Genomic DNA, 23,815 nt, shown 5'->3' with positions numbered 1-23,815 from the left:
GCCGACAGATGTGGCAAGGTTATACATGTACTCATGTATGACCCTGCAAACTGCCGGTTTTTTGCAAATCCAGCAGGGTCATTCGGAATACCGAATAACCCTGCCACGGCTATTCAACAGTCTCCTAAGCTCCCAAAAAATGAGCTAATGGTTTCCAGCGGATCCATCCCGCCAGTTTGCCCAGAGACTCACTGACTGCGGTCATCATGGCTCTGCCACGCTGTCCGCACAATGAAATCAGTAGCCCGACACCGGCACCCAGCAGGCTCCACGATAATACCGCTGAACCAGGCCAATCACCCCATGAGGCTAACTCATCCAGAAATAGCATCATCTGGGCCAAGGTGCTCATGCCGATCAATCCTGCAAAACCACCCGTGATGGCAGCAGACACATAATCACGCAGTTTCCCTTGCTGACGGATACCGTACCAGAAAATCAGAATGACAATCCAGAAAGTTAGAAGCGTGAATCGTTGAACATAGCTGCTTACGGGCAGCGATGTCCCATACCGTGCTGCCATATCGGGAAGGATGCAGAACAGCCTGGCGATCATCCCAGCCAGAAAACCGGCCACGACCGGCTGCAAAAATCTCTGCATCACCGGCAGCGCTGCTGTGATAGCTACGGTCACTTTCACCTGCAGACGTTGTCCGCCATTGCCCACGATATTGACAGTACCGGTGTGCGTAGTTGCCGGAGCCAGCCCGCGGGTTTGAACCACGATATCCAGTATTGATGATTGTCCGCCACAGGTCAGGGGCGTGAGAATCTGTATCCAGGAGACGTTCGATTCAGCAAAGGCATAGACCCATTTCTTGGCAGAAGTTTCCAGCTTGATCTGTGCCTGCACCACAGCTCCAGACCTGGCTTCCAGTGCAAGATGATCCGTATTCAGTTTCAGAACCGGTGGTTTGGATAGCCCCATGCCTTCGAAAAACTGTTGAACTGCTGCAACACCCTGTGCAGGCGGCCCCTGTACCGGATAACGCCAGCCATTCTGGGTAAACCAGCGTTCGACATCGCCTTTTTCCAAGAGGAGGGCAACCTGCTTGGGTGCATCCTTCATGCGTGATGCCAGGTCTTTTGGTGAATCGCAACCAGCCAGTATTCCCTGTGAAAAGGGAATTGATGCCAGATCAAACGTCACGGGGATTTCTGCAGTGCCACCATTGGTCATGACTGCAAGGGTTGCTGCATATTGCTGCCCGGCTGGCAACCCGCGAGTTTCAATATGCAGTGGACAGTTCTGCTGTTGCCCGGTTTTGATGGGCACTTTGCCATTCGGAGGGCCGCCACCATCCGAACCGGCACGAAGCCATCCTTCGCCACGCACTTCCAGCATGCCGTGCAGCAATCTTGCGCCTCGATTAAGCACCTGTAACTGAATGTCTCGCGAATCGCCTGCACGCACTGTCCCCAGATGCAGTCGGCGAGGAGAAATATCGAGCTTGGGCTGAATAACGTCCTTAGAGGGAAAAGCGGCAAGCAACTGATCAAGCCCCAGATCAGGATCGATATGGGCTGCAGCCTTATCGGCCTGCTGTGCCAGATCCATGCGACCAATGCTGGCCAGAAATTGTCGCATTCCACCCTGCTGTAACATGCTGCGGGCAGCTGGCCATTCCAGTGAACAGGCACTGATCAATTCATCGAATGATCGGCAACGTCTTCCAGATGGGAAAACAAACTCACGGCCCAGTGCAGTGTTCGTTGCCTGCTTGCTATCGGTTCCGGTGCGAAGCCCCGTGCCATCGAAATGGCAGAACAACGCTTCCGGAGGATTCGCCCGCTGACAGCGCGGACAAAACAGGGGAACCATGCACCGTTCCTGACAGTAGACCTAAAGATTTCAGTGTCAATATTCTAACAGACTCTGTCAAGGGGTGGGAATCAAATAATCGAACAGACTCATGGTTGCTTCACCATTTACTCACCAGACTTCTGGAATTCTATCAACGATTGTGATTTCACGATTTTTCGTTCATCTGGAAAAGTGTGGAAAGCATGGATAAGCAGGCACTCTGGGTGCCCTTCTAAAACCAGGAATCCCAACGGCGGATAGGATCGTTCACGTTTCACCGGCAAGCGCACCAGCATGCCACGCTTTCTTGCATCCGATTCAATCTCATCGTGAGCACGGCAGAAATCGGGCCAGGCTAACTCCTCGCTTTGAAAGCAGGCATGATAATGATAGCCAGGCTGGTTGCCTCGCGCTGGCACTTCCATGTAGACAGGCCCGTAACCAGAGAGCACGCGATATTCAAGTAAGCGACGGGCTGGAAGTAAAATATCTGAAGCGGTCAACACTTCCGTCAGGTAACGGCCTTGTGATTTCCAGATCACCACATGACCCGTTGCAGTCAACTGTGCTGTCACATCGTGGCCCAGTTTCTGTACCCGTTCGCGCGCACGAATTTCAAACAACTCCGGATGCAGTGGCCGGGTGTATGCCTGAAACACCAGTTCTTTCACTAACGGACGCTTCGTTTGCATGTCGTCATTATAGTTGTGCACGCAGCAGGATGAAACCGTCTTCTGCCATGCGGGCGTTGGCGTACCAAACACCCATTACTCTCGCAAGAGCAATGATAGAATATTATTGTCCTCCTCTTGACAGAAATCCGCATCATGCCCCCAACTACCATGAAAGCCTGTATCATCACTCAACCGGGTGATGTACATGTGCTGAAGATCGAACCACGACCGGTGCCTGAACTCCAACCGGGTGAAGTGCTGATTAAGGTGCAGGCTGCCGGAGTCAACGGGGCCGATCTGCTGCAACGCAAAGGCAAATATCCTGTGCCTCCTGGTGTCTCGGCAGAAATACCGGGGCTTGAAGTGGCAGGCATCATTGAAGCTATTGCGGGTGATGTCACATCCTGGAAACGAGGCGACAAGGTAGCGGCGTTATTAAGTGGCGGTGGCTACGCTGAGTATGTAGCTGTGCCCGTGGGACAGTGTTTACCTTGGCCTGAGATAGCCATGCAGCCTGCAACACCCGAACAGGCTGCAGCCCTCCCTGAAACTTGCTGCACGGTCTGGAGCAATGTTTTTGAACTGGCCAGACTGCAGCTCGGCGAATCAATCCTCATTCACGGCGGAGCCAGCGGCATCGGCACCACGGCAATCCAGATGGCGAAAACGCATGGCTGCACCGTATATTGCACCGTAGGAAAAAATGACAAGCGTGGTATGTGTCTGTCATTGGGAGCATCGCACGTCATCAATTACCAGACAGAAGACTTCGTGGAAAAACTGATGGAGTTCACCACTAACAAGGGTGTGAACGTCATTCTCGACATTGTCGGTGGCAGCTATCTATCACGCAACCTTGCCGCACTCACTTATCAGGGAAGACTGGTCACGATTGCAACCCGCGGCGGAGCCAATGGAGAACTCGACATCGGCATGATGATGCGGAAGCAATTAACAATTACCGGCTCACTGCTACGGCCTCGATCCATTGCAGAGAAATCCCGCCTGGTGGAACAGGTCAGGCAACACGTCTGGCCGTGGGTGAAGGCAGGAAAAATACGACCGGTAATCGATACCTGTTACCCGCTGGACCAGGCTTCGCAAGCTCATGCCCGACTCGAATCAGGCAGCCATGTAGGTAAGGTGATTTTGAAAGTTACCTGATCACTGTATCGTGTGGCACAGACATTCCTGTCTGTGCGCACCGACAAGAATGTCGGTGCCACCACCCCTATTAACTGAGTATTGACTAAAATCTCCAGCGCATCTCAAGCCGGATATTGTCTTCGAACCAGCTCTTGTCGGTCACGTTGAAAGAGTAGCCCAAGTACCAGTCACAGTTAGCATATGCTGTCCCACGCACACCCCAGGCCCATTCGATGATGGTTCCCTGTGCTGATCCCGTTGTCTGGAAGGTCGGCAGACTGTCAATGAAGTCGGACTGATAACCTCGTAGCACGGACCAACCGATCAACTCGGTCACTGGCTTGATCGACCAGTTGTCACCCTGGTACCAGTCGTAGCTCAACCCCAAAGCATATCGCAGCGTGTAGCCTGAGTAATTGGTGCCACCCACGGGAATCCAGTTGCGGAATTCTGATTCCAGAACAAACTTCTCGCTCAGTCGTTGCCACATCAGGAAGCTCGGTTCAATCACGGCATGTCCCGTTCCTAATCCCCGGCCTTCGGCGCCAGTGGGCATGATCAATCGCAACTGGAACGTCTGTACTTGTTCAGGCATGAAGAAGTATGCGAACTTGAAACCGAAGTTGAAGTCGCCACCACCGAATGCAGCGGGGTTTTCCTGCGGATCCATGTAGCGGAGTGGCATTTCAAAGAATACGCTCGCCCGTTGGCTGAATGCCCATTCCACATATGGCACAGCTTCAATCATATCAATGTTGCTTTCGGGCACTTCAAAGCCACGGCCATCAATGTTAGTGCCATCGAAATACTGCTTACTGCGGGCGGTGAAGAATTCAGCACGATCGGGATAGCGATTGCGCCAGCGTCCATCAAATCGCAAACGCACATTAGTTCCAGGTATAGCTGAATCAATCCAACCGATATTCGAATCTGCCAGGGTCGGAACGCACGATGTACAAATCTCACCGTTCTGCAATGCCACCTGTGGCGACCAGGGTTCGGGAACCGCCAGATCTGGCAGAGTCATTTCATAGCTTGCATGTTCCCTCACTGGCACCTTGACCAGGCGGGGCTGCGGTTCCATCGCAACTGTGGGTGTAGTATTGACCGCTTTCTGCTTCTCGATAGGAACAAAATGCAGCGGTTCTTCCTTGGACTTGGCTTCCACGGGCACTTTGGTTACGACGGGTTTCTTTTCGACTGTCTTGCTGACTTCCGTTTTGGTGGTCTCGTGACTGACAATGCTGGTTGGCTCATCAGTCTTATCGCGTTTCACCTTGATGACCTTGAAGTTCTCAGGCAGTTCCTGTTTGGGCTTCTGCTCTTCGCGCGTACGGGGCATCTCCTTGATGAGTTCCACCACGACTTCTACTTCGTCCATTGGCTCACGTGCCACCACCTGCACCACCGGCGGAAGCAAACCGCTGTCGCGATCACTTCGAGGCGATTGTGCCAGGACCCATTGTCCAGGTATGACAACAACCACCAGCAAGCCCAGGTGTAACCAGCGTGATGACATGGTGAAACCCCTCTTTTTTCCCTGCAAAGCAACCAACGTCGAACGGTTGCGCAGCAGCGCTACTTGACCGTACAGATGTCAAGAGCCTCGCAATCCATATCGTCTAGCTGACAGGAAAAGGTGGAGTGATTGATAGAAAGCGCAAGCTTTCCTTACCTCCCCAAGTCGGAATCATCGTTACGATCCGAATGTTTTGCCTAAACTTCCAGAGAAACCGTTTGTTTCCATCAGATTGATTCAAGTTCAAATGGCACTTGTTGCGACTGGCACTATCACTTGCGGAAAATGCTGATATATTAAAGTTATCTGCCAGTTTTACTGCCGGTTTTCTGCCTGCTTTCCCCGCCGTTGGAGTGTTGCTCATGCGCTGGCTTGTGCTGTTCCTTCTTTGCATATCCTGTTCACTCATTCAGGCACAAGACAAACAGGATGTCAAACTCAAACCGATTGCAGTTGTCTCTTACCAGGGTGGAGCTATCGATTACGCTACACATGTCGAGCCGATTCTCGACAACAAATGCACCACCTGCCACAGCGGTGCCAACAAGAAAGGCCGGCTCGACCTCAGCAGTTACGAAGCCATGCAGAAGGGTGGCAAGAACGGCCCGGTTTTCATCGCAGGTAAACCTGAAGAAAGCATGCTGATCAAGCTCTCAGGCCACACCCAGAAACCGGTCATGCCGCCAGTCGATGAAGAGCCACTGACACCTCAGGAACTGGCTTTGCTTAAAGCCTGGATTCAGCAAGGGGCCAAGGGCAGTGGTGCAATTTCAACAAAACCAGCCGCAAGCATCAAACTCCTGAAGATGGCAGAGCGCGTTAAACCCGTCGTTGCGATGGCACTCACTTCAGATAAGAAAACTCTCGCGGTTGGCCGTGGCCCATCTATTACGCTTTACAACGTTGATAAAGGCGACATTCTCAAACAGTTGATCGACCCTGCACTCAAAGATGAAAAGAACCAGCCAGTGAAACAATCGCAAATGGACTTGGTACAGGCATTGGTGTTCAGCGCCGATGGCGAAAAGCTCTACAGTGGTGGCTACAAGGAAGTCGTCGAGTGGAACACCAAAACAGGTGCCGTTCTTCGCAAGCTGACAGGCTTTTCAGATCGCGTGGTTGCACTCGATCTTTCCCCCGACGGCAAGTATCTTGCAACCGCAGGCGGCGCACCCACTGCTGATGGCGAAGTGATTATTTTCGATCTGCAGAAAGGCACACTAGCACTCACGCTGACCACGCCGCACAGCGATACCGTCTTTGGCATCCGTTATAGTCCGGATGGTAAGATGCTGGCGAGTGCAGGTGCCGACAAGTTCGTCAAAGTCTGGGCAGTGCAACCAGTGCTACGTCCTGAATCGGTAGCCCATGCCACCGCTGCAGTTGCCTCCATGCTCACCCCCTGGACATCACCCGCCGCTGCTGCCAGTGCTGACTTTGAAACTCTGCACTATCTGAAGTCGATTGATCTGTCATTGGTTTCGCCAGGCAAGCAACTCCGCAGTTTTGAAGGCCACACGCATCATGTGCTCGATGTCGCCTGGCGTGCTGATGGCAACGTTCTCGTTTCAGCCGGTGCAGATAACGTGCTCAAGGTCTGGGACTTTGGCAAAGGCGAACAGATTCGCACCATCGGCGGACATGCCAAGCAGATCAGCCGACTTTCGGTTCTGAAAACCGCACCGATGGTCATCAGCGCCTGTGGCGATGCGGGCCTGCGGCAATGGAACATCGACAACGGCGGCAATGTGCGCAACTATGCCGGAGCCAACGATTTTCTGCAAGCCGTTGCCGCCAGTGCCGATGGCAGCCTGGTAGCCGCCGGCGGCGAAGAAGGCATCGTACGCATTTACAATGGCCAGAATGGAACGTTGTTGAAGACGCTGGCGAAGTGATATAGCCTTAAAGCTATTGCCAAAACATAGCCATAAGGCTATTATTTCAGAATGTGGCAAGTTGCAACAACCTTGAAGTTTGGACATGTCCAAGTCTTATGACGGATTAGTGAAACGGATGACAAGCAAGCGAGTACGCATGCGGGCAGCGTTACGCACACGGGAACTACTCGGCGAACTACTTCTTGGCGAGGTCAGGAAACTGGCCGGCAAGAGCCAGCGGGAGGTTGCAGCCGCCCTGGGTATCAAGCAACCAAGCCTTTCCAAGCTGGAAAGCCAGTCCGACATGCAGATTTCCACGCTGAGGAAGATCGTCTCAGCTCTGGGTGGCGAACTGGACGTGATCGCCCGGTTCCCCAAGGGCGCGGTGCGGATCGACCAGTTTGATGACCGGCACAACCATGCCGGAAGGTCATTGCCTACGGAACTGCACTTGGTGTAGTTGGACAATTCGGCCAGAGCTCTGCTTAACGAGTACGTGAAGCAGGGCCACCTAACCCGAAATGGCAAGCTGTGTGGCACTGCTCTGTACTCAGAGCAATGCAGATCGCGGAGACAGGATTATGCGACAGTGCAACACGGTAACTTCCTGCAAATCCCCGAGTCCCTGGCAATGCAGAACGTCATAGATATAGCAGGTATTGTTATTCTTTTACTCTGTATCATTTTTTCAAAGAATCTCACACATTACGCATACAGGAAGAATCTTGAGTTTAACGGCATCTCTATGCGATTTCTATTGGGATCTCGAGGTTTAACACTGCATTTAATAATCTGCACTTTTTTGATACTGTGTCTGACTGGCAAATTATTATCCAGGAACGGTATCTTATAACAAAATCATCAGCATCTGTTCAATATCCAAATTCATGTCTTCTGGCCTCAGCTTCCATCAGCCCTTTCATCAATGCATCGTTGCTTTCCCGTTTTTTACGACTCATCACCTCGAACCGCCTGACTATCTCTTCCGGCGTGCCCCGGTAGAGGTACTTCTTATTCTGGCGAATGGCGATCAACGTCAGACGAAGCCGTTCGCTCGGCGTCATCTGGCGATACCATTCAATGGTTTCTTTGCTGAGCATGCATTTCCTCGTGAGTTTATTCTAACGTAACACGCAAAAGAAAATCCAGTTGAATGTGTTTCGGGAACGTACCAATATCGGAAACATCAACGAAACGTGCTGGCGTTTACGCACGATAGCAATGTATCGTGCAGGTTCATGATTATAGTTCGCTTTACTTGCCTAGATCAATCGTAACCTTCTCGATCTTGCCCGTGACCTTGAAGGACACATCGTAAGTGAGATTGACCGGTGTGCCGCAGTCTTCACCGATATCAAGCGTCTCATCCAGGGCAATACGGATGGGAATCGTCCGTTCGATGCGCCCCTTAGCGACTTCCTTGCCAGCAACAGACGTTGCGAATTCATGGTGAAAGTCTCAGAAGCATGTGCTGAAGCAAAAGGCCGGTGCAGATCACCGGCCTCTCGTTAATCCACGATGTTATTTGATCAACTCAAAAGTAATCTTGTCGATCGTCCCGGTGAAGGGTGACGGTGTTTTGTAGTCGGGGGAGACTGGAGTAATCGAATCGCGACCGACTTCAAAGGGTTCGAGACCGTGTCGGAAAGAGGAGCGAATGATCTTCCCTTCACCAGCCGCTTTGCCATTGATGTAAAACTTGAGGGTACCACTGCCTTCTGGTTTACCATCGGGGATGAACTCGGTCTTCAGTGTTACCTTTCCTTCGGGAAGTGCTTCGGTGCACGGAATGGTCACGTCAGCAATTTCAAAGAAGGTATAGTGGAAGACCGGCTTGCCACCTTTCACATAGAGCGACCAGCCTGCGGAGAAAGCACCGGCACAAGTGATCACACCGTCAGCGCCACCCTTGGGGATGTTAAGCTCAGCAGTAACGGTGTGGGGACGAGGGAAAGTCTGTGGGCCAATCGGTTCAGGCAGCCAAACGTTGTTGCCGTAGTAGATCCATTGGGTTTTCGGTGTCCCGGACATCCGCAAGCTCGGATCCATGCGTTCCGAGAATCGGGGATCGAGCGGGAAGACACCGTACTTCGTCGCTTCTTCCACAAACTTGGCTTGCAACTCCTTCAGCTTCTCCGGGTTCTTGTCAACAAGGTTGTCCGCTTGACTGAAGTCTTCATTGACGTTGTAGAGTTCCCATGGTGCCTGGAGAAACCCATCTCCTCGGCCCATCGTTACCCAAGGCAGACCATATTTGCTGCAGGCTACCCAACCATCGTGGTAGATGGCCCGGTTGGTGGCTAGTTCAAAGTACTGGGTCGTGCGGCGGTCCTTGGCATTGGCATCATCAAACGAGTAAACCATGGAGATGCCTTCAATCGGCTTCTGCGGGATGCCATTGACCACCTTGGGCTCAGGAATCTTGCACGCTTCCAGAATCGTAGGTACCACATCGATGCAGTGATGGAACTGGTTGCGAATCTCACCCTTGGCCTTGATGCCCTTGGGCCAGTGAACCACCATCGGGTTGCGGGTGCCACCAAAGTGGCTGGCGACCTGCTTGGTCCACTGGAACGGGGCACACATTGACCAAGCCCATCCGACGGGAACGTGGGGCTCACTGGAAGGGCCACCGATTTCATCCATCCGTTTGATAGTGCTTTCCAAACCCAGTTGAATACCAATCAGGCTGGCGATCTCGCTGAAGGTGCCTTCCAAACCACCCTCAGCACTGGCGCCGTTGTCACCTACGACATACATGACCAGCGTGTTATCCAACTCGCTAGAGTTTCGCAGGCTCTCGATCAATCGACCTACTTCAAAATCGGTGTATGCCATGTAGGCTGCATAGTTTTCCATCAGCCGACAGTAGACCTTCCTGGCATCAGCAGACTGGGTATCCCAGGCTGGTATTTCCTTGGGCCGAGGTGTCAGCTTGGTGCCAGCGGGGACGATGCCCATTTCCTGTTGTTTCGCCAGCGTCAGTTCTCGCTGCTTATCCCAGCCATGATCGAACTTGCCAACATACTTCTCCCGCCATTCTTTCGGAGCATGGTGTGGAGCGTGAACGCCCGAAGTGCTGAAGTAGTTGAACCAGGGCTTCTCAGGATCAGCAGCCCGGATGTTGCGAGTCCAGGCGATGGCTTCATCGGTCATATCTGCGGTGAAGTGGTAGCCTTGCTCGGGTGTCCTGGGCTGTGGTACCCAGGTAGTGTTCCGATAAATGGTGGGAAAGTACTGGTGCGTTTCACCCTGGTTGAAGCCGTAGAAGTAGTCGAAGCCGAGCCCGGTAGGCCAGCGGTCGAAGGGGCCAGCAGGGCTGATGTCAGGCTCTGGGGTGTTGTGCCATTTGCCGAACATGCCGGTGGCGTAGCCATTGTCGCGAAGCATCTGCGAGACGAGAGCGGTACTCTTGGGGATGATGCCAGTGTAGCCTGGGTAGCCTGTGCCCATTTCGATGATGACGCCGGTGGCGATGGTGTGATGATTGCGACCAGCAAGTATAGCGCCGCGGGTTGGGCTACAGAGTGCGGTGGTATGAAAGCGATTGTACTTCAAACCGTTGTTGGCCAACTTGTCCATATGCGGGGTAGGTACCGGGCCACCAAAGGTAGAGCACATGCCGAAACCCACGTCGTCGAGCATGATGAGCAGGACATTCGGGCTATCCTTGGCAGCCTTGAGGGGCATCGGGAAGTTGGGGGTAGAGTCCTTGTAGGTCTCGCCAATCTTGCCTTTGAAAAGGGGATCGGGTTGAGGCAACTGGGTGCCTGCCTGAGCTTTTCCATCCTGGGCGAAGAGCGACGTCCACTGCTGAGTGGCAGCTAGCCAGCCGAGAAGGGTACCCACCGCGACAATCGTCGCAGGAAGGAAATATCGACCACGCATGATGCAGCTCCAAAAAGGTGATTAAACGAGAATATTGGTGACAGCGTAAACAGTTGGCCACTGGCAACTGTACCGGTGTGACTTCAATTTGCAAGTAATAACAATGCATACGCACTAATGACGGAATTTCCCAAGTTGTGAACCTTTGGAAGAGAAGCCGATTGTAACAGCATTGTTTTGTCTGATTCATCACGAATGTACTTGACATGCTTTCACAGTTTTTTGCATTACGGCATAATGTGGATAGCCTCGTCTGAAACAACTGCCTAACAGGGCAGGTACTCTCTAACTCGCTGTTACTTCTATGGGCAAAAGACACAAAGCCACCAGCAAAGAAATGGGCCTCGAAACGAGCCCTTCCCTGAAAGCACACCCTACGCTGGATGAGCTCTATGCGATGGGGAAGAGCCTGCGCGACAAGTTTCCACGCCACTCACACGCAGACTGGCAAGCTACCGTAAATCGTGCCGATCCACTGAGTATGATGCTGGAATCAAACAAGGGACGGATGGCCCAACTCCTCCCCGTCCGGCACGGTCGTATGCTGAAGTCGCCCTTTACGTTCTACCGTGGTGCTGCCCTTAATATGGCGGCAGACCTGGCTACCCTGCCCGCCACTGGTATACGGGTACAGGTCTGTGGCGACTGCCATTTGATGAACTTCGGTTCGTACGCCACCCCGGAACGCCGCATCATCTTTGATATCAACGACCTGGATGAAACCCTGCCTGCCCCCTGGGAATGGGATGTCAAACGACTTGCTGCCAGTTTCGTCCTGGCCTGCCGTGATAACAGTCTCAGTGATAATAACGCCAGAGATGCCGTTCAAAGCTGTGTTCGATCCTATCGCAAACGGATGGCGGAATACAGCGTAATGACCGTAATGGATATCTGGTACGACAGTATTGATGTCAAGGACATCATGACGCAGATCGAAGATGAGCAAACACGCAAACGAGTGCAGAAGCGATTAGCCAAGGCCCGGGAACGCAGTGTCCTGGAGCATGAGTATCCGGAGCTTGCACTCTCGGGTGGTCTTCATCCTGTCATCAAGGAAAACCCACCACTCATCTTTCATCAACAGGAAAAGGGGCTTGAGGATATTCAACGTCAATTCCAGCAATCATTTGCTGGCTACCGGGCTTCCCTTCAGGAAGACAAGCAACTACTGCTCGACCGGTTCAAAGTCATGGATTGTGCCTACAAAGTAGTTGGCGTGGGTAGTGTTGGGACCTTCTGCGGCATCATGCTCCTGATGGCCAGTGAGCATGACCCACTCTTCCTTCAATTCAAACATGCACGTCCCTCCGTCCTCGAAGCCTATGCAGGCAAGAGTCTGCATGCGAATCAAGGTCAACGTATCGTTCATGGTTGCAGGATGATGCAATCAGCGAGTGATATTTTCCTTGGCTGGACAGAAGGTCAGGCTGAACGACATTTCTATGTCCGTCAGATGAAAGACATGAAGATCAAGCCACTTGTCGAGTTGTTTACTGCCAGTGTCATGAACCAGTACGCAGGGCTGTGTGGGAGGACCCTGGCCCATGCTCATGCACGCTCCGGCCAACCTGCCATCATCACTGGCTACCTCGGAGAAAGCGATAAGTTCGATCGAGCCATCGCTGATTTTTCCATTGCTTACGCCGATCAGTGCGAACAGGATTATCAAGTTCTGACCCAAGCCGTTCGCGATGGAAAACTCGAAGTCTTCATCGAAGAACAGGATTAGCTCGGAACATCAATCATGAACCCTGCCCTGAAGAATGATGCAGAGCTTTACTTTGAGAGTGGCGGACCGACGTATCGGTTCACCCATCAACTGGTACAGCACTGGCACATCGGTAAATCCATCCGTCCGCGTATTCTCGCGTTCCTCGTCATCACCTGGGTTCCACTACTGATGTTTGCATTGCTCGAGGGGCGAGCTCTCGGATCAGATCCCAGGCATTCTCTCCTGCTTGATTTTGGCACCTTCACCCGATTCTTCCTGGCCATTCCCCTGTTGATCGTTGCAGAAATTGTCATTGGCCCAAGGCTACGGTCTGCAGGTTTACAGTTCATTCAAGGAGGCTATGTACGGCCGGAAGACTACCCTGCCTTCGATCAGGCCATCGCCAATGTTGTCAGATGGCGTGAATCCAAGTGGGCGGAAGCTGTCATCATCGGCCTGGCGGTGTTGGGCGCATGGTTTCTGACTGCGGAGACGTTTCATGGCAGCGACATTGCCAGTTGGCGTTCGGTCAACAGGCATGACAGCCTCTTCTTTGGCAAATCTCTCACCGGCTTGTGGTACCATATCGTTGCCATACCCATTATCCAGTTCTTCCTTTACCGCTGGCTGTGGCGGCTCATCATCTGGACACGTTTTCTCTGGACAGTTTCCCGGATGAACCTCAACCTTGTCGCTACGCATGCCGATCAGGCTGGTGGTCTGGGATTTCTCGGATCAGCTCATAATGCGTTTGGAATACTGGCGTTTGCACTCAGCTGTGTCCTCAGTGCCGAGGTCGCTTCCCTCATCGTTTTTCACGATGCCCAGATCGAGTCTTTCAAAATGGAGTTCGTTGTCGTTCTGATCCTGGTGCAAACTGTCTTCTTCGGGCCTTTACTGGTTTTCGTGCCGCTGCTCTCTCGTACGCGCCTGGCCTGGCTCCGGAAATACAGCCTGTTCGTAGCACAATATAACCGAGCCTTTCATGACAAGTGGATTGACGGTAAACCACCTGCAGATGAGAAGTTGCTGGGCACTGCTGATATCCAGTCGCTGGCAGACCTCGGCAGCAGTTTTGAGTATATCCGCAATATGAAAGTAGTCCCTTTCAGCATGCGTGTCATGATCCAGTTAGCCATCATGACAAGCATTCCCTGCCTGCCCCTTCTCTTGCTGGTATTCCCGCTCAACAAGCTGCTCGGCCTGCTGGCTGGTGCAGTGTTTTAGCAGCTTTACCCCTCTACGTCGCACATCAACTTGCTAGTTTAATGGCAGTACATTGGCACTACCGAAACGCAACACTTTCATGATTCGTGCAACCACCGCGACTATCGAGTATCAGACACCCTTCACGAATGGAACCCATTCATCGTTCGCTGATGTACCACTGGAGAAAGGTGGAAAAGGCGAAGGCTTTGGCCCACATGAACTATTGGAAGCAGCCCTCGCCACCTGCATGACCATCACCGCTCGCAAGTATGCTGACAAACATCAGCTTGCACTCAAGAGTGTCATCTGTGAAGTGAAGCTGGATCGCACTGATCCTGATCACCACATCATGAATTACACACTGACACTGGAAGGCGAGTTGAGCAGCGAGCAACGACAACAGTTACACGACGTAGTCAGCCGATGCCCAGTGAAGAAGACTCTGTGCAGCGATATTACTTTCGACGCAACTCTTTTTCACTCCGGAATCGGAAACAGCAGTTCATTCCCATCTGGATCGTGAATCTGGATGAGATCGTAGCCCCACCATGAGTGGCTCTGGGGAACCGAACGTCCTGTAAGTTCACGGCGAAAATCAGCAAGCCCCTCAGCTGTCAGTTCGACAAATAATCGTGCCTTGTCGGTACGTTTGGCATCCTTGCAAAGGATGATTTCACAGTCGCTACGATTCACCTGACACACCTTGCCCGTACCGTCACCGCTATGCCAATGCTTCACAAAGCCAAGCATGTCGAGGTAGAAATGCAGCGCCCGATTCACGTCGGCAACAAAGAACACCGGCCTGGCATACCACCGGTGTGAGACTTGCACTTGAGTAATTGTTGTCTCCTATTCCAAAGTCTCTTTGGGTGTGAAGGATGCCATACCCACCCCAAGCTCCAGGGTGGACATGGGGCCATGGCTGGAACGCCATGCATCACCTCCAAATTATGCATGACACCCTGACAGGAATTTCAGAAAACTCATCTCTGTGCTTGGGTTAGTTAGAAGAGGAAGTTGACACTTTCAACCATGCCGTGTTTTATCGATAGTTGGACTTGAAAATCACGTTTACCTGAGACAGGGTCGTAGGTGATATTTTCATAATACCAGAAAACAAAAGGCGACAAATCCTGTGTCAAAGAGGGCTTGCCTAACAGTGTTTTCACTTTTTCGACAGATTTACCAACAATCAACTGCCTGAATTGTTCTCTGGTGTAGTTCGAACTCGAACCTATTGAAGCAAAGGAGTAGTGGCCAAAGTTGAAGCCTGTCATTGTACTGCTGAGCAAAACAAACAACGTCACAATTGCAATACTGACAATCCAGTGCTTTTGCTGAAATCCAAATTGCCTGGATCGGGCATACAGATAACCAATGGGACCTAAGACAATGATGAAGAACAAATACTTATCGAGGATATTGGTACTGTGCCCTTCCTTAATGAGCATCATGCGGTCATAGTAGAGCAACCCATAAACAAAAATGGCATCGAATAGAATCATCAATTGGTAGTGAATAAGACCAACAACATTCAAGATAAGGAAGTTGACAACGAACACTACAAGCAAAGGCGCCAAGGCTATCAGCCAGGGTCTTCCATCAAATGACCATAGCCATGCTGCTTGTCTCGTCACTTCGTTTTCCATCTGAATAGCCACTTGAGCAAATGAATCAATGGAAAGTTCATTGCAGTTCGCAAGTTTGGCCCACTCATTCATTCCTTTTTTCCAAACCAGTGTATTTCTGGTTATGGCATTAGTTCGAAGCAGTTCTTGAATCTGCCCCTCACTAACCGGTCCAAGTTGATTACCTTCTTTGGAATAGAACCATTCAGCTTTATCTGACTTAGGCAAAGGAGGCGGAACTGATGGACTGGATGTACTTTGAGGTAACGGTGGAGGCTTTACAGCAGTGTCACGATTAGATTCAACTGACGAACGATGGTTTTCAGAAATCGGTGAAACTTCATTGAATTCGGTATCTAGAGTTTCTGATTGAGACGTTGACCGTTCGGGATGACTATCAGGAACCTGGAGGGATAGGCCACATTTCGGACAACTCGTTCTTGCCCCCACATGATGAGTTGGTGCTTTCAGTAACTTGTGACACTTCATGCAGCTGAACCGAATCATTGTCTCCGATTTGACAGCAGTTTTTCCCATTGCACTTTCCCGCTAAAAGTTATGCTCTAGCGAAAAGTACCTTACTGTTGAGACCTCGTCAATTTTCCGAGATACCTTGAAGCCCAAAGTTATCTTTCTGCTTCCTGATACCTCTGCCTCCAAACGAGAACAACGACAACGGCAAAGATGGTAACTCCCAACATAGCAAAGGTAGTCGGCTCAGGAATGACAGCGGTGCGCGTAAAATCCGTCTGGTTAACTGCAAAATTACTGATCGGACCAAATCCCACGCCAACCAATTGAACCTCTACCGAGGTGAAATTGGTAGCAGAACTGCCGCTCAAGCCACCGATGAACAATGCGCTTCCGTCACCGGCATTTGTGGAAGTACCAGCCGCCGTAACGGAACCGATGAAACCAACGGTTTGGGAACTGTAGAAGTCAATACGCGCGACGAAGGAATCTAGGAAATTCGGTTGGATGTTCAATCCAAACGCGGTCAATGGCCGGTCGAAGCTCCACGAGATCGACGCTCTAATATCAGCATTTGTTCGGTTGGTATACAACAACCGGTCCCCAAATGTGAAGTTACCATTCCAGCCATCGCCCTGGTCAAGCCGCAAGAACGTGAACTGCATACCCTGAGAAATAAACACTGTGGCTCCCTGGTTTGACTGCACAGATACAATACTAGGTACAATCGTTCCGGAAGGGCCGAGAACACTATAGTCAATGAAGTCAGTACCTCCCAAGGCAAGTCGGCTTGTAACAAGGCTGATCTGGGCCCAAGTCAGTGAAGCGGGAGCTGATAGCAGCAGAATTACCAAAATGAATGATTTTCCAACTTTGTTTTGAATCATGTTATCACCATAGTAAAGAAATATGTGGCCTTTTCTGAGCTTCATCACCATGCCGAACGCTTCAATTCAAATAATCCTGACGAAGGCACAGTGTACATGGAATGTGATACCTGACTTGTGTCTACTTGCGATAATTCACTCCCCCTACTTATTCAACACCTCATCCAGGTTCATCAACTCATTGCACAGCATCGTCCAGGCGGCGAGTTCCTGCGGAGATAGCGAAGCGTCAACCTTCGATTCCCCCACGGCAACCAGGCTCTTCGCATCGGCTTCATTCTTCTGATAGAACTCGGTGAGTTCCTTCAGCGAGGCTTCGATGACTTTCTTTTCATCTGGCTTGAAGCTGCGGGAAAGGAGTCGCTGAGAGATGAACTCCAGTCGCTCATCGCTGGTCTTTGCAGCTTTGATGGCATTGGTTGCCAGGTGGCGGGCAGCTTCCACGAACTGCACATCATTCAATGTGACCAAGGCCTGCAGCGGCGTGTTGGTGCGTTCGCGTTTCACGGCGCACGTTTCGCGGTTCGGAGCATTGAAGATATCGAGCGAGGCGGGCGGGGCGGCACGTTTCCAGAACGTGTACATGCTACGACGGTAGAGGTTTTCGCCTTTGTCTGCCTTGTAATCGCGGGTGTTGCTGCCAATCATCGCTACGGCTTCCCACACCCCAATGGGCTGGTAAGGCTTCACGCTCGGCCCGCCGATCTTGCGAACGAGCAAGCCGCTGACTGCTAGGGCATTGTCACGCACCATCTCAGCATCCATGCGGAAACGTGGGCCACGGCTCAGCCACTTATTGGACGGATCTTTTTCCAGTTGCTCCGGCGTGATATGGGCTGACTGTCGATAGGTGTTCGACATTACCAGCATCTTGAAAAACTTTTTCACATCCCAGCCCGATTCGCGGAATTCCACTGCCAGCCAGTCGAGTAATTCAGGATGCGAAGGCACCTCTCCACTGATGCCAAAGTCTCCTGATGTGCGTACCAGGCCGTTGCCGAAAACTTCCTGCCAGAACCGGTTCACCGTAACACGCGCAGTCAACGGTTGATCGGCCTGCAACAGCCATTGGGCCAACCCGAGCCTGTTCCTGGGAAACTTTTCGGGCATGGGTGGCAGCATCGCTGGTGTACCTGGCTTAACCGGTTCGCTCCGCTTGTCGTATTCGCCTCGTTTGAGGATATAGGCCATAGCCTGTTCAGGCTTTTCCTGCATCACATGGGCCACGGTACCTCGCCCCTTGATGGCAGCTTCTTCCTGTTTCAATGCTGAGTGTTTTTCGATCAGCGATTTGAAGGCGTGATCTTTGCTCGGGAGCCACCAGGTAAAAACTTCGTTCTTTTCGGCATCAGTGCGTTTGTCGGCAGGCCGGGTAAGAATCCAGGCAGTGCGGCCTGCCTGCTTGATCGTCTCGATTTCGCCGGCACTCACCACACGATCATAAATGCGAATATCCTGAATGCCATGATTGGACAATGCCGCACCACCGGTACGTCGGCCAATACGCAGGGGAACTGTTGTTTTAATGCTGCCTTTCAGGCTGTTGGCTGTTACCTGGCGGGCTTCCTGCAACACTCCATTGATATAGAGTTTCACTCCTTCTGCTTTGCCTGTGCCATCATAAGTGACAAAAATATGCGACCAGGTTTTGGGTTGTACGGCATTGGAAGTCACCACTTTCAGTGCATCATCCATCCACTTGCTGACGATATGAGTTCCAATTTTGCCATCTTCAATCCATAAATCCCAACCCCGGTAATGGTTAGCTTCATCCATGCGGGAGATAATGGCGGCGTACCCGGTGGTTTTCTGCGGGTTGATCCAGGCACCGAATGAAAATGGCTGCTTTGTATCAAAATTACCGGCATCTTCGAACTCGAGTTCCATATCGGTTCGTGATTTCAAAGCCTTTTCTGCCAGGTGGCCTGCTTCCCAGGCCAGATTTTTAGCCGAAGTGATATGACGTAACTGACCTTGCAGCAATGCACTGATACTGTTGCCGGCGCCTTCCGCCAGCAACGTTTGAAAGTGCAACCCGTTAACCGGCATCGCTTTATAGAAGTCGGTTGGTTTGCTTGCTGCCAGCCATTTGTCAAAATTGGGCCGTGCTGCCTTTTTCCGTTCAGCAATATCGGCATCGATTTTCTTCAACTCCTGGCAGAGTGCTTCCCATCGCGGGCGATCAGCATCCATGGGCACCACGATGATCGGGGGTGTATCCTTGATGTTACCATCCATGGCCCGCTGCGAGGTATTGTTGAAGAAGGCTGACAGGGAATAGAAATCCTTCATGCTGAAAGGGTCATACTTGTGATCGTGGCAGACCGCACAGCCTGTCGTCATGCCGAAATAAACCTGCCCGAGTGTTTCCGTGCGATCGCGGGCGTAGAGCACCAGGTACTCTTCATCGATAGCCCCGCCTTCATTGGTGGTGATGTTGTTACGGCTGAAGCCGGTGGCAATGCGCTGGTCGAGTGTGGTATTCGGAAGCAAATCGCCTGCGAGTTGCTCGGTGGTGAATTGATCGAAAGGCATGTTATTATTGAACGCCTTGATCACCCAGTCGCGGTATGACCACATCTCGCGATAATTATCGAAATGGATGCCATGCGTATCGGCATACCGGCTGTAATCAAGCCAATAGCGGCCACGGTGTTCGCCCCAGTGAACTGAACTGAGCAGTTTGTCGACATACTTTTCGTAAGCATTGGCGCTGGTGTCGTTCACGAACGCAGTCACATCTTCCGGCGTGGGTGGCAAGCCTGTCAAATCAAAACTCACCCGGCGGGCCAGCGTTCGGCGATCTGCTTCGGGCGATGGCTTCAGCTTCTGTTTCTCCAACTCAGCCAGCACGAAGGCATCAATGGGATTGCGTATCCATGACTGATACCTGACTGCGGGCACAGCAGGACGCTGCGGAGCAATCAGCGACCAGTGCGATTGATATTCTGCCCCCTGCTCGATCCATTTCTTCAGCATGGCTTTCTGTTGATCGGTCAGCTTTTTGTGTGATTCAGGCGGAGGCATCAAATCGCTAGTATCAGCCGTGATGATACGTTCGATCATTTCACTACCCGCGACATCCCCCGGCTTGATGGCTTTCTTTTTGATAGCCAGTTCACGCTGATCGAGCCGCAGGTTTCCCTTGCGGGCAGCGCTGTCGGGGCCGTGGCAGGCAAAACAGTTTTCGGCAAGAATGGGACGGATATCACGGTTGTACTGCAATTTCTCTTCCGCATTCACCATGATGCATGAACACAGAAGGCAACCCAGGGTTACTATCAATCGCATGGCTGACTCTACAGGTTGTTGGGCGATGCCCAAGGCAGGATTATCTGGCATGTTATTCAGGTTTATTGTAGCAAACTTTCCTGCTGCACGCCAAGCAGACTCCATAGGCTATTGGGAAGTTGCCTGTCCTTCATCATCCGAGTTTAATCATGTATTGCCTGCTGCTTTGCTCACTCTTTCTGCCTGCACCAAAAGTCGATGCCTCCCTGAAAGTGATGAGCTTCAACATTCGCTACGGCACAGCCAACGATGGGGAGAATCACTGGAACAAACGGAAGGAATTCCTCTGCGAAACCATCAAGAAGTTCAATCCCGACCTGCTGGGCACGCAGGAAACGCTGGCCTTCCAGCGAGATTATCTTCTGAAAGAGTTAAACCAGTTCGAGGCATTCGGCGTTGGTCGCGATGATGGCAAGTTGAAGGGGGAAATGGCAGCGCTCTTTTACCGTCGCGACCGTTTCAACCTCATCGAAGGCGGGCATTTCTGGCTCAGCCCGACTCCCGATATAGTCGGCAGCAAAGGCTGGGATGCAGCCCTGCCCCGCATTGCCACGTGGGTCAAACTGAAAGATCTACAACACAACGATGCCAAGCCCGTGCTATTTCTTAACACCCACTTCGACCACATGGGCAAGCAGGCACGCACGGAATCAGCCCTGCTCATTCGCCAGAAACTGGAAGAATTGGGCAACGGCCACACCATCATTGTCACTGGCGATTTCAACACAGGCGAAAGCACCGAACCCTATCAGGCACTCTTCGCAAACAGCCAAGGCAAACCGGCCAGCATCATAGATACTTTCCGAATCAAGCATCCACTACGAGGCAAAGAAGAAGGCACCTTCAATGGCTTCAAGCCTGATGTAAAAAATAAGGAACGCATCGACTGGATAGGCTGCTCAATCGATCTGCATGTGAAAGACGCAGCTATCGACCATACCACCAAAGCAGGCAAAGTGCCTTCGGATCACTTTCCGGTGACAGCGATTCTAGTGAGGGACGCTGTCAAGTAAGTAAAGCACCTTAGCATTGTTTCCTTGGCGTCTTCTTGGCGACTTGGCGGTTTAAAAAATTAACCGCCAAGGTGCCAAGCAGCGCCAAGTTCGCCAGGAAAATCATCAACTGCTCGCACTCCGATATCTGCTCATCGCCAGATGCAGATAGGCACGACTGAGCCACAGCATCACCATGGCTGCAATAATCACATACACGCAAAACCAGGGATCCATCGCCTTCACCATCACGCTGGCTGGCATATGAATCACCAGCATCACGGGAACCAGGAAACTGAAGAAGAACCCGATCGGCATCGCCCAGGGTTCTCGAAAGATATCGCGCGGGTAACGCATCAGCGAAGTGAACAACCACCACATTTCCATCAGGCTCGAATTGCGGGTCAGCCAGAATGAGGTCGCTGACAACATCAGCAGACAACTGTAGGCAATAGCTAGCCCTGCAAAAAAAGTGATGACAAATAACACGATGCGTACCGGGTCCAGCGGCCAGCCCAGGTCGTTCAGCGAAATGCCCATCAGCACCAGCCCCATGAAGATATTGGGTATGGTGGATAGATCGATGCTTTTGCAGGTAATCAGGAACTGCTCATCAATGGGTTTCATCAGGTAGAAATCGAGTTCACCCGTACGAACCAGTTCCGCCAGTCCCAGGCAATTTTCCAAGAAGAGCGTTTCAATAAAGCCTTCCAGCGTGACATAACAACCGACGAAAAACAGATACTCCGCTTCGTTCCACCCCGCCACCGATGATGATTGCCGAAAGATGGTCTTGTAAAAAACGAGCATCAACCCAAGCCAAAGCAACTCAACCGACATCTTGGCAAGAAAGTTGCCTCGAAAGCTGAGTTCGCGAGTGAAACTATACCGGGCAAAGGCTGCATACAAACGCAGGTATCGTGTCATCTTATTCCAGGCATCGGTTCATTCAGTGAACTATCATTATCGGTACACTGCATTCATCTGCAAGATTGCTCTACCATTCTTGCATCTTCCCTACAATTGGGAACAGAGACTGTTATCACCCACCTTATGACCAAACCACCCACCATGAACAACTCCCTCTTCATCGATATCGACCAGACCCTGGAACGTGGCACACCTAAAGAGGCCATCGACCGCTTGTGCCTAATGCTGCGTAACAAAGGCGACTATCACTCACTCTTTGAAGCGATGCTGCTGCAAATCCGGCTGAAACTTGGCTTGCCAGCCATCCTAAGCCAGTCGGGCGAAGAACTGTCAGCGGAACAAAAGTCTGCCTATGAAACCGAGGTGCGACAGGCAGCTAAAACGGTAGGCCAGCATTTTCTCGATGATAAAAATGTGCTCAATGCCTGGCCTTACTTCCGCATGATCAATGAAGTGGAACCGGTTGCCAAAGCTCTGGAAACCTTTGAACCTCGCGAAGAAGATGACGAAGCCTTCCCTTCCATCCTGGAAATGGCCATTCAGCAAGGTGCCAACCCGGTGCGTGGGTTTGAACTCATGCTGAAAAAGTATGGGCTGTGCAATGCTATCACTGCCATGGGACAGAGTTTTCCTCATAGTGGCGAAGTGCGTCATAAAGCGGTAGGCCTGCTGGTAGATACCATCTATCGCGACCTGCGTAACAGCCTGGCTGCACATATCAAGGAACTCGAAAAAGAAACACCGGCAGATGATGCCTCGATTGCCCAACTGCTCGAAGGCCGTGACAACATCATGTCAGATGATTGCTATCACATTGATGTCTCGCACCTTTCTTCCGTGGTGCAATATGCTTTGGAACTGCCCCCGGGAGAAACGACCAAGAAGGTTATCGAACTCTGTCAGTATGGCTGCATGCTGTCACCACGCTTGCAACCCGCCAACGATCCGCCGTTTGAAGAAGGCTACAAGGATTACCTCGCCTTCTACCGCACCCTCAATGGCATCAATACCGAAAAGGGACTGAACCACTTCCGCATGAAAGCAGAGAATGTGGACAACTCCGCTGAGCAAACGGCCCCGGCTGAAGTGTATGTGCATTTGCTTTCGCAGTTAGGCCGACATCAGGAAGCATTGGCAGCATTGGGCCGCTACCTGGCCCAGGCCAACCCCCGGCAACTCGCCTGCCCCACCGCTCCAGAGTTGGCCCGTCGCAGCGGCGACTATGCTTCATTCGCTGAACTCTGCATCCGCCGAGGCGACGCCGTGGGTTACGCAGCTGCGAAGGCCGCAGGGAAGTGATGTTGGCAGCAATTCTGCCATGATATAATGAGTTCCTGGAGAAAAATGATGACCACCAACATCGCAAAACACAAGAAGACACTGGCTTTGCGAAATGCGATCAAGAAAGCAGTTGATCAGCTTTCGCCAGAGCGTCTATCCTCCCTTGCAGACTATGTTCATTTTCTCAGTAACCCCACTATCGAAGAAAGACTGAAAAAAGCCAAACGCGATTATGCTGAAGGCAAGTGTGTGGACTGGCGTAAAGTGAGAAACGATGTATGAAGTCGTGTTGTCGGAAGAATCCACTGATTTTTACGCCAATGCAGTTCAGTCTTTAGCTGCTAAGCTGGCACGCTGCTTTGCTCAATTAGAGCGTGTTGACAAATTACCTGAGCAGCATCATTACAGAGCCTAACTGGAAGAACCCCAAGAAGTTCTGTCCAGTTTTTTCGTACCTGGTGGCGATACGGCGGTATCGTTTGAGCCAGTTGAACGTCCGCTCCACGA

General features: G+C 51.7%; 20 protein-coding genes. 9 read left to right on the top strand and 11 right to left on the bottom strand.

Annotated features, from left to right (window positions below):
• Positions 1-124: 124 nt before the first annotated feature.
• Complete coding sequence (locus JNJ77_09935; GenBank protein ID MBL8822895.1) at positions 125-1,822, bottom strand: zinc ribbon domain-containing protein; 1,698 nt, start codon at positions 1,820-1,822, stop codon at positions 125-127.
• Positions 1,823-1,929: 107 nt separating this feature from the next.
• The gene (locus tag JNJ77_09930; protein MBL8822894.1) at positions 1,930-2,496 is read right to left on the bottom strand and encodes a DUF2617 family protein; all 567 of its coding nucleotides are present in this window, start codon (positions 2,494-2,496) and stop codon (positions 1,930-1,932) included.
• Positions 2,497-2,646: 150 nt separating this feature from the next.
• On the opposite strand from JNJ77_09930, the gene JNJ77_09925 reads away from it, so the two are divergent.
• Positions 2,647-3,642: an NAD(P)H-quinone oxidoreductase gene (locus tag JNJ77_09925; protein ID MBL8822893.1), complete on the top strand. Its 996-nt coding sequence runs from the start codon at positions 2,647-2,649 to the stop codon at positions 3,640-3,642.
• Between the two features lie 85 nt (positions 3,643-3,727).
• Here the strand turns inward: JNJ77_09925 and JNJ77_09920 are convergent, their stop codons facing one another.
• Positions 3,728-5,143: a hypothetical protein gene (locus tag JNJ77_09920; protein MBL8822892.1), complete on the bottom strand. Its 1,416-nt coding sequence runs from the start codon at positions 5,141-5,143 to the stop codon at positions 3,728-3,730.
• Between the two features lie 362 nt (positions 5,144-5,505).
• On the opposite strand from JNJ77_09920, the gene JNJ77_09915 reads away from it, so the two are divergent.
• Both JNJ77_09915 and JNJ77_09910 read left to right on the top strand, forming a co-directional pair.
• Positions 5,506-7,038: an NB-ARC domain protein gene (locus JNJ77_09915; protein ID MBL8822891.1), complete on the top strand. Its 1,533-nt coding sequence runs from the start codon at positions 5,506-5,508 to the stop codon at positions 7,036-7,038.
• Positions 7,039-7,123: 85 nt separating this feature from the next.
• Positions 7,124-7,480: a helix-turn-helix transcriptional regulator gene (locus tag JNJ77_09910; GenBank protein MBL8822890.1), complete on the top strand. Its 357-nt coding sequence runs from the start codon at positions 7,124-7,126 to the stop codon at positions 7,478-7,480.
• A 412-nt stretch (positions 7,481-7,892) separates the two neighbouring features.
• On the opposite strand, the gene JNJ77_09905 is transcribed toward JNJ77_09910, so the two are convergent.
• Positions 7,893-8,120: a hypothetical protein gene (locus JNJ77_09905; GenBank protein MBL8822889.1), complete on the bottom strand. Its 228-nt coding sequence runs from the start codon at positions 8,118-8,120 to the stop codon at positions 7,893-7,895.
• Between the two features lie 421 nt (positions 8,121-8,541).
• Positions 8,542-10,908, bottom strand: coding sequence for an arylsulfatase (locus JNJ77_09900; protein MBL8822888.1), 2,367 nt, complete (start codon positions 10,906-10,908; stop codon positions 8,542-8,544).
• A gap of 337 nt (positions 10,909-11,245) precedes the next feature.
• On the opposite strand from JNJ77_09900, the gene JNJ77_09895 reads away from it, so the two are divergent.
• The 3 genes from JNJ77_09895 (at position 11,246) to JNJ77_09885 (ending at position 14,351) form a co-directional block, all read left to right on the top strand.
• Positions 11,246-12,637 carry a DUF2252 domain-containing protein gene (locus JNJ77_09895; GenBank protein ID MBL8822887.1) on the top strand — a complete coding sequence of 464 codons (1,392 nt, stop codon included), beginning with the start codon at positions 11,246-11,248 and terminating at the stop codon, positions 12,635-12,637.
• Positions 12,638-12,652: 15 nt separating this feature from the next.
• The gene (locus tag JNJ77_09890; protein ID MBL8822886.1) at positions 12,653-13,846 is read left to right on the top strand and encodes a hypothetical protein; all 1,194 of its coding nucleotides are present in this window, start codon (positions 12,653-12,655) and stop codon (positions 13,844-13,846) included.
• A gap of 79 nt (positions 13,847-13,925) precedes the next feature.
• Positions 13,926-14,351: an OsmC family protein gene (locus JNJ77_09885; GenBank protein MBL8822885.1), complete on the top strand. Its 426-nt coding sequence runs from the start codon at positions 13,926-13,928 to the stop codon at positions 14,349-14,351.
• Here the strand turns inward: JNJ77_09885 and JNJ77_09880 are convergent.
• From JNJ77_09880 to JNJ77_09865, 4 genes are all read right to left on the bottom strand, one after another.
• Positions 14,306-14,659: a hypothetical protein gene (locus JNJ77_09880; protein ID MBL8822884.1), complete on the bottom strand. Its 354-nt coding sequence runs from the start codon at positions 14,657-14,659 to the stop codon at positions 14,306-14,308. The two genes, JNJ77_09885 and JNJ77_09880, sit on opposite strands and share 46 nt — an antisense overlap.
• A gap of 173 nt (positions 14,660-14,832) precedes the next feature.
• A complete protein-coding gene (locus tag JNJ77_09875; GenBank protein ID MBL8822883.1) occupies positions 14,833-15,684 on the bottom strand; it encodes a DUF4339 domain-containing protein in 852 nt (283 codons plus the stop codon).
• A gap of 398 nt (positions 15,685-16,082) precedes the next feature.
• Positions 16,083-16,865: a hypothetical protein gene (locus JNJ77_09870; GenBank protein ID MBL8822882.1), complete on the bottom strand. Its 783-nt coding sequence runs from the start codon at positions 16,863-16,865 to the stop codon at positions 16,083-16,085.
• A 93-nt stretch (positions 16,866-16,958) separates the two neighbouring features.
• A complete protein-coding gene (locus JNJ77_09865) occupies positions 16,959-20,105 on the bottom strand; it encodes a DUF1553 domain-containing protein (protein MBL8822881.1) in 3,147 nt (1,048 codons plus the stop codon).
• A 149-nt stretch (positions 20,106-20,254) separates the two neighbouring features.
• Between JNJ77_09865 and JNJ77_09860 the strand changes: the two genes are divergently transcribed.
• Positions 20,255-21,118 (top strand): endonuclease/exonuclease/phosphatase family protein, encoded by an 864-nt coding sequence (locus JNJ77_09860; protein ID MBL8822880.1) that lies wholly within the window; start codon positions 20,255-20,257, stop codon positions 21,116-21,118.
• A 105-nt stretch (positions 21,119-21,223) separates the two neighbouring features.
• On the opposite strand, the gene JNJ77_09855 is transcribed toward JNJ77_09860, so the two are convergent.
• Entirely contained in the window at positions 21,224-22,024 is an 801-nt protein-coding gene (locus tag JNJ77_09855) for an ABC-2 family transporter protein (protein MBL8822879.1), read from the bottom strand.
• 126 nt (positions 22,025-22,150) lie between these two features.
• Here JNJ77_09855 and JNJ77_09850 point away from each other — a divergent pair, with 126 nt between their 5' ends.
• Positions 22,151-23,326, top strand: coding sequence for a hypothetical protein (locus JNJ77_09850; GenBank protein ID MBL8822878.1), 1,176 nt, complete (start codon positions 22,151-22,153; stop codon positions 23,324-23,326).
• Positions 23,327-23,371: 45 nt separating this feature from the next.
• Positions 23,372-23,590 carry a hypothetical protein gene (locus JNJ77_09845; protein ID MBL8822877.1) on the top strand — a complete coding sequence of 73 codons (219 nt, stop codon included), beginning with the start codon at positions 23,372-23,374 and terminating at the stop codon, positions 23,588-23,590.
• Between the two features lie 103 nt (positions 23,591-23,693).
• Here JNJ77_09845 and JNJ77_09840 read toward each other — a convergent pair.
• Positions 23,694-23,815 (bottom strand): transposase (locus tag JNJ77_09840; protein MBL8822876.1); only part of this gene is annotated, 122 nt, incomplete at its 5' end.

This window comes from Planctomycetia bacterium (assembly GCA_016795155.1).
GTDB lineage: Bacteria > Planctomycetota > Planctomycetia > Gemmatales > HRBIN36 > JAEUIE01.
This window is presented reverse-complemented; position numbering and strand designations above follow the sequence as displayed.

Excerpts from the sequence above, each read along its gene's own strand:
- JNJ77_09900 (MBL8822888.1), bottom strand. The coding sequence starts at position 10,908 with ATGCGTGGTCGATATTTCCTTCCTGCGACGATTGTCGCGGTGGGTACC.
- JNJ77_09915 (MBL8822891.1), top strand. The coding sequence starts at position 5,506 with ATGCGCTGGCTTGTGCTGTTCCTTCTTTGCATATCCTGTTCACTCATT.
- JNJ77_09920 (MBL8822892.1), bottom strand. The coding sequence starts at position 5,143 with ATGTCATCACGCTGGTTACACCTGGGCTTGCTGGTGGTTGTTGTCATA.
- JNJ77_09865 (MBL8822881.1), bottom strand. The coding sequence starts at position 20,105 with ATGCGATTGATAGTAACCCTGGGTTGCCTTCTGTGTTCATGCATCATG.
- JNJ77_09895 (MBL8822887.1), top strand. The coding sequence starts at position 11,246 with ATGGGCCTCGAAACGAGCCCTTCCCTGAAAGCACACCCTACGCTGGAT.
- JNJ77_09935 (MBL8822895.1), bottom strand. The coding sequence starts at position 1,822 with ATGGTTCCCCTGTTTTGTCCGCGCTGTCAGCGGGCGAATCCTCCGGAA.
- JNJ77_09910 (MBL8822890.1), top strand. The coding sequence starts at position 7,124 with ATGTCCAAGTCTTATGACGGATTAGTGAAACGGATGACAAGCAAGCGA.
- JNJ77_09930 (MBL8822894.1), bottom strand. The coding sequence starts at position 2,496 with ATGCAAACGAAGCGTCCGTTAGTGAAAGAACTGGTGTTTCAGGCATAC.
- JNJ77_09855 (MBL8822879.1), bottom strand. The coding sequence starts at position 22,024 with ATGACACGATACCTGCGTTTGTATGCAGCCTTTGCCCGGTATAGTTTC.
- JNJ77_09925 (MBL8822893.1), top strand. The coding sequence starts at position 2,647 with ATGAAAGCCTGTATCATCACTCAACCGGGTGATGTACATGTGCTGAAG.
- JNJ77_09845 (MBL8822877.1), top strand. The coding sequence starts at position 23,372 with ATGATGACCACCAACATCGCAAAACACAAGAAGACACTGGCTTTGCGA.
- JNJ77_09870 (MBL8822882.1), bottom strand. The coding sequence starts at position 16,865 with ATGGTGATGAAGCTCAGAAAAGGCCACATATTTCTTTACTATGGTGAT.
- JNJ77_09860 (MBL8822880.1), top strand. The coding sequence starts at position 20,255 with ATGTATTGCCTGCTGCTTTGCTCACTCTTTCTGCCTGCACCAAAAGTC.
- JNJ77_09885 (MBL8822885.1), top strand. The coding sequence starts at position 13,926 with ATGATTCGTGCAACCACCGCGACTATCGAGTATCAGACACCCTTCACG.
- JNJ77_09850 (MBL8822878.1), top strand. The coding sequence starts at position 22,151 with ATGACCAAACCACCCACCATGAACAACTCCCTCTTCATCGATATCGAC.
- JNJ77_09905 (MBL8822889.1), bottom strand. The coding sequence starts at position 8,120 with ATGCTCAGCAAAGAAACCATTGAATGGTATCGCCAGATGACGCCGAGC.
- JNJ77_09890 (MBL8822886.1), top strand. The coding sequence starts at position 12,653 with ATGAACCCTGCCCTGAAGAATGATGCAGAGCTTTACTTTGAGAGTGGC.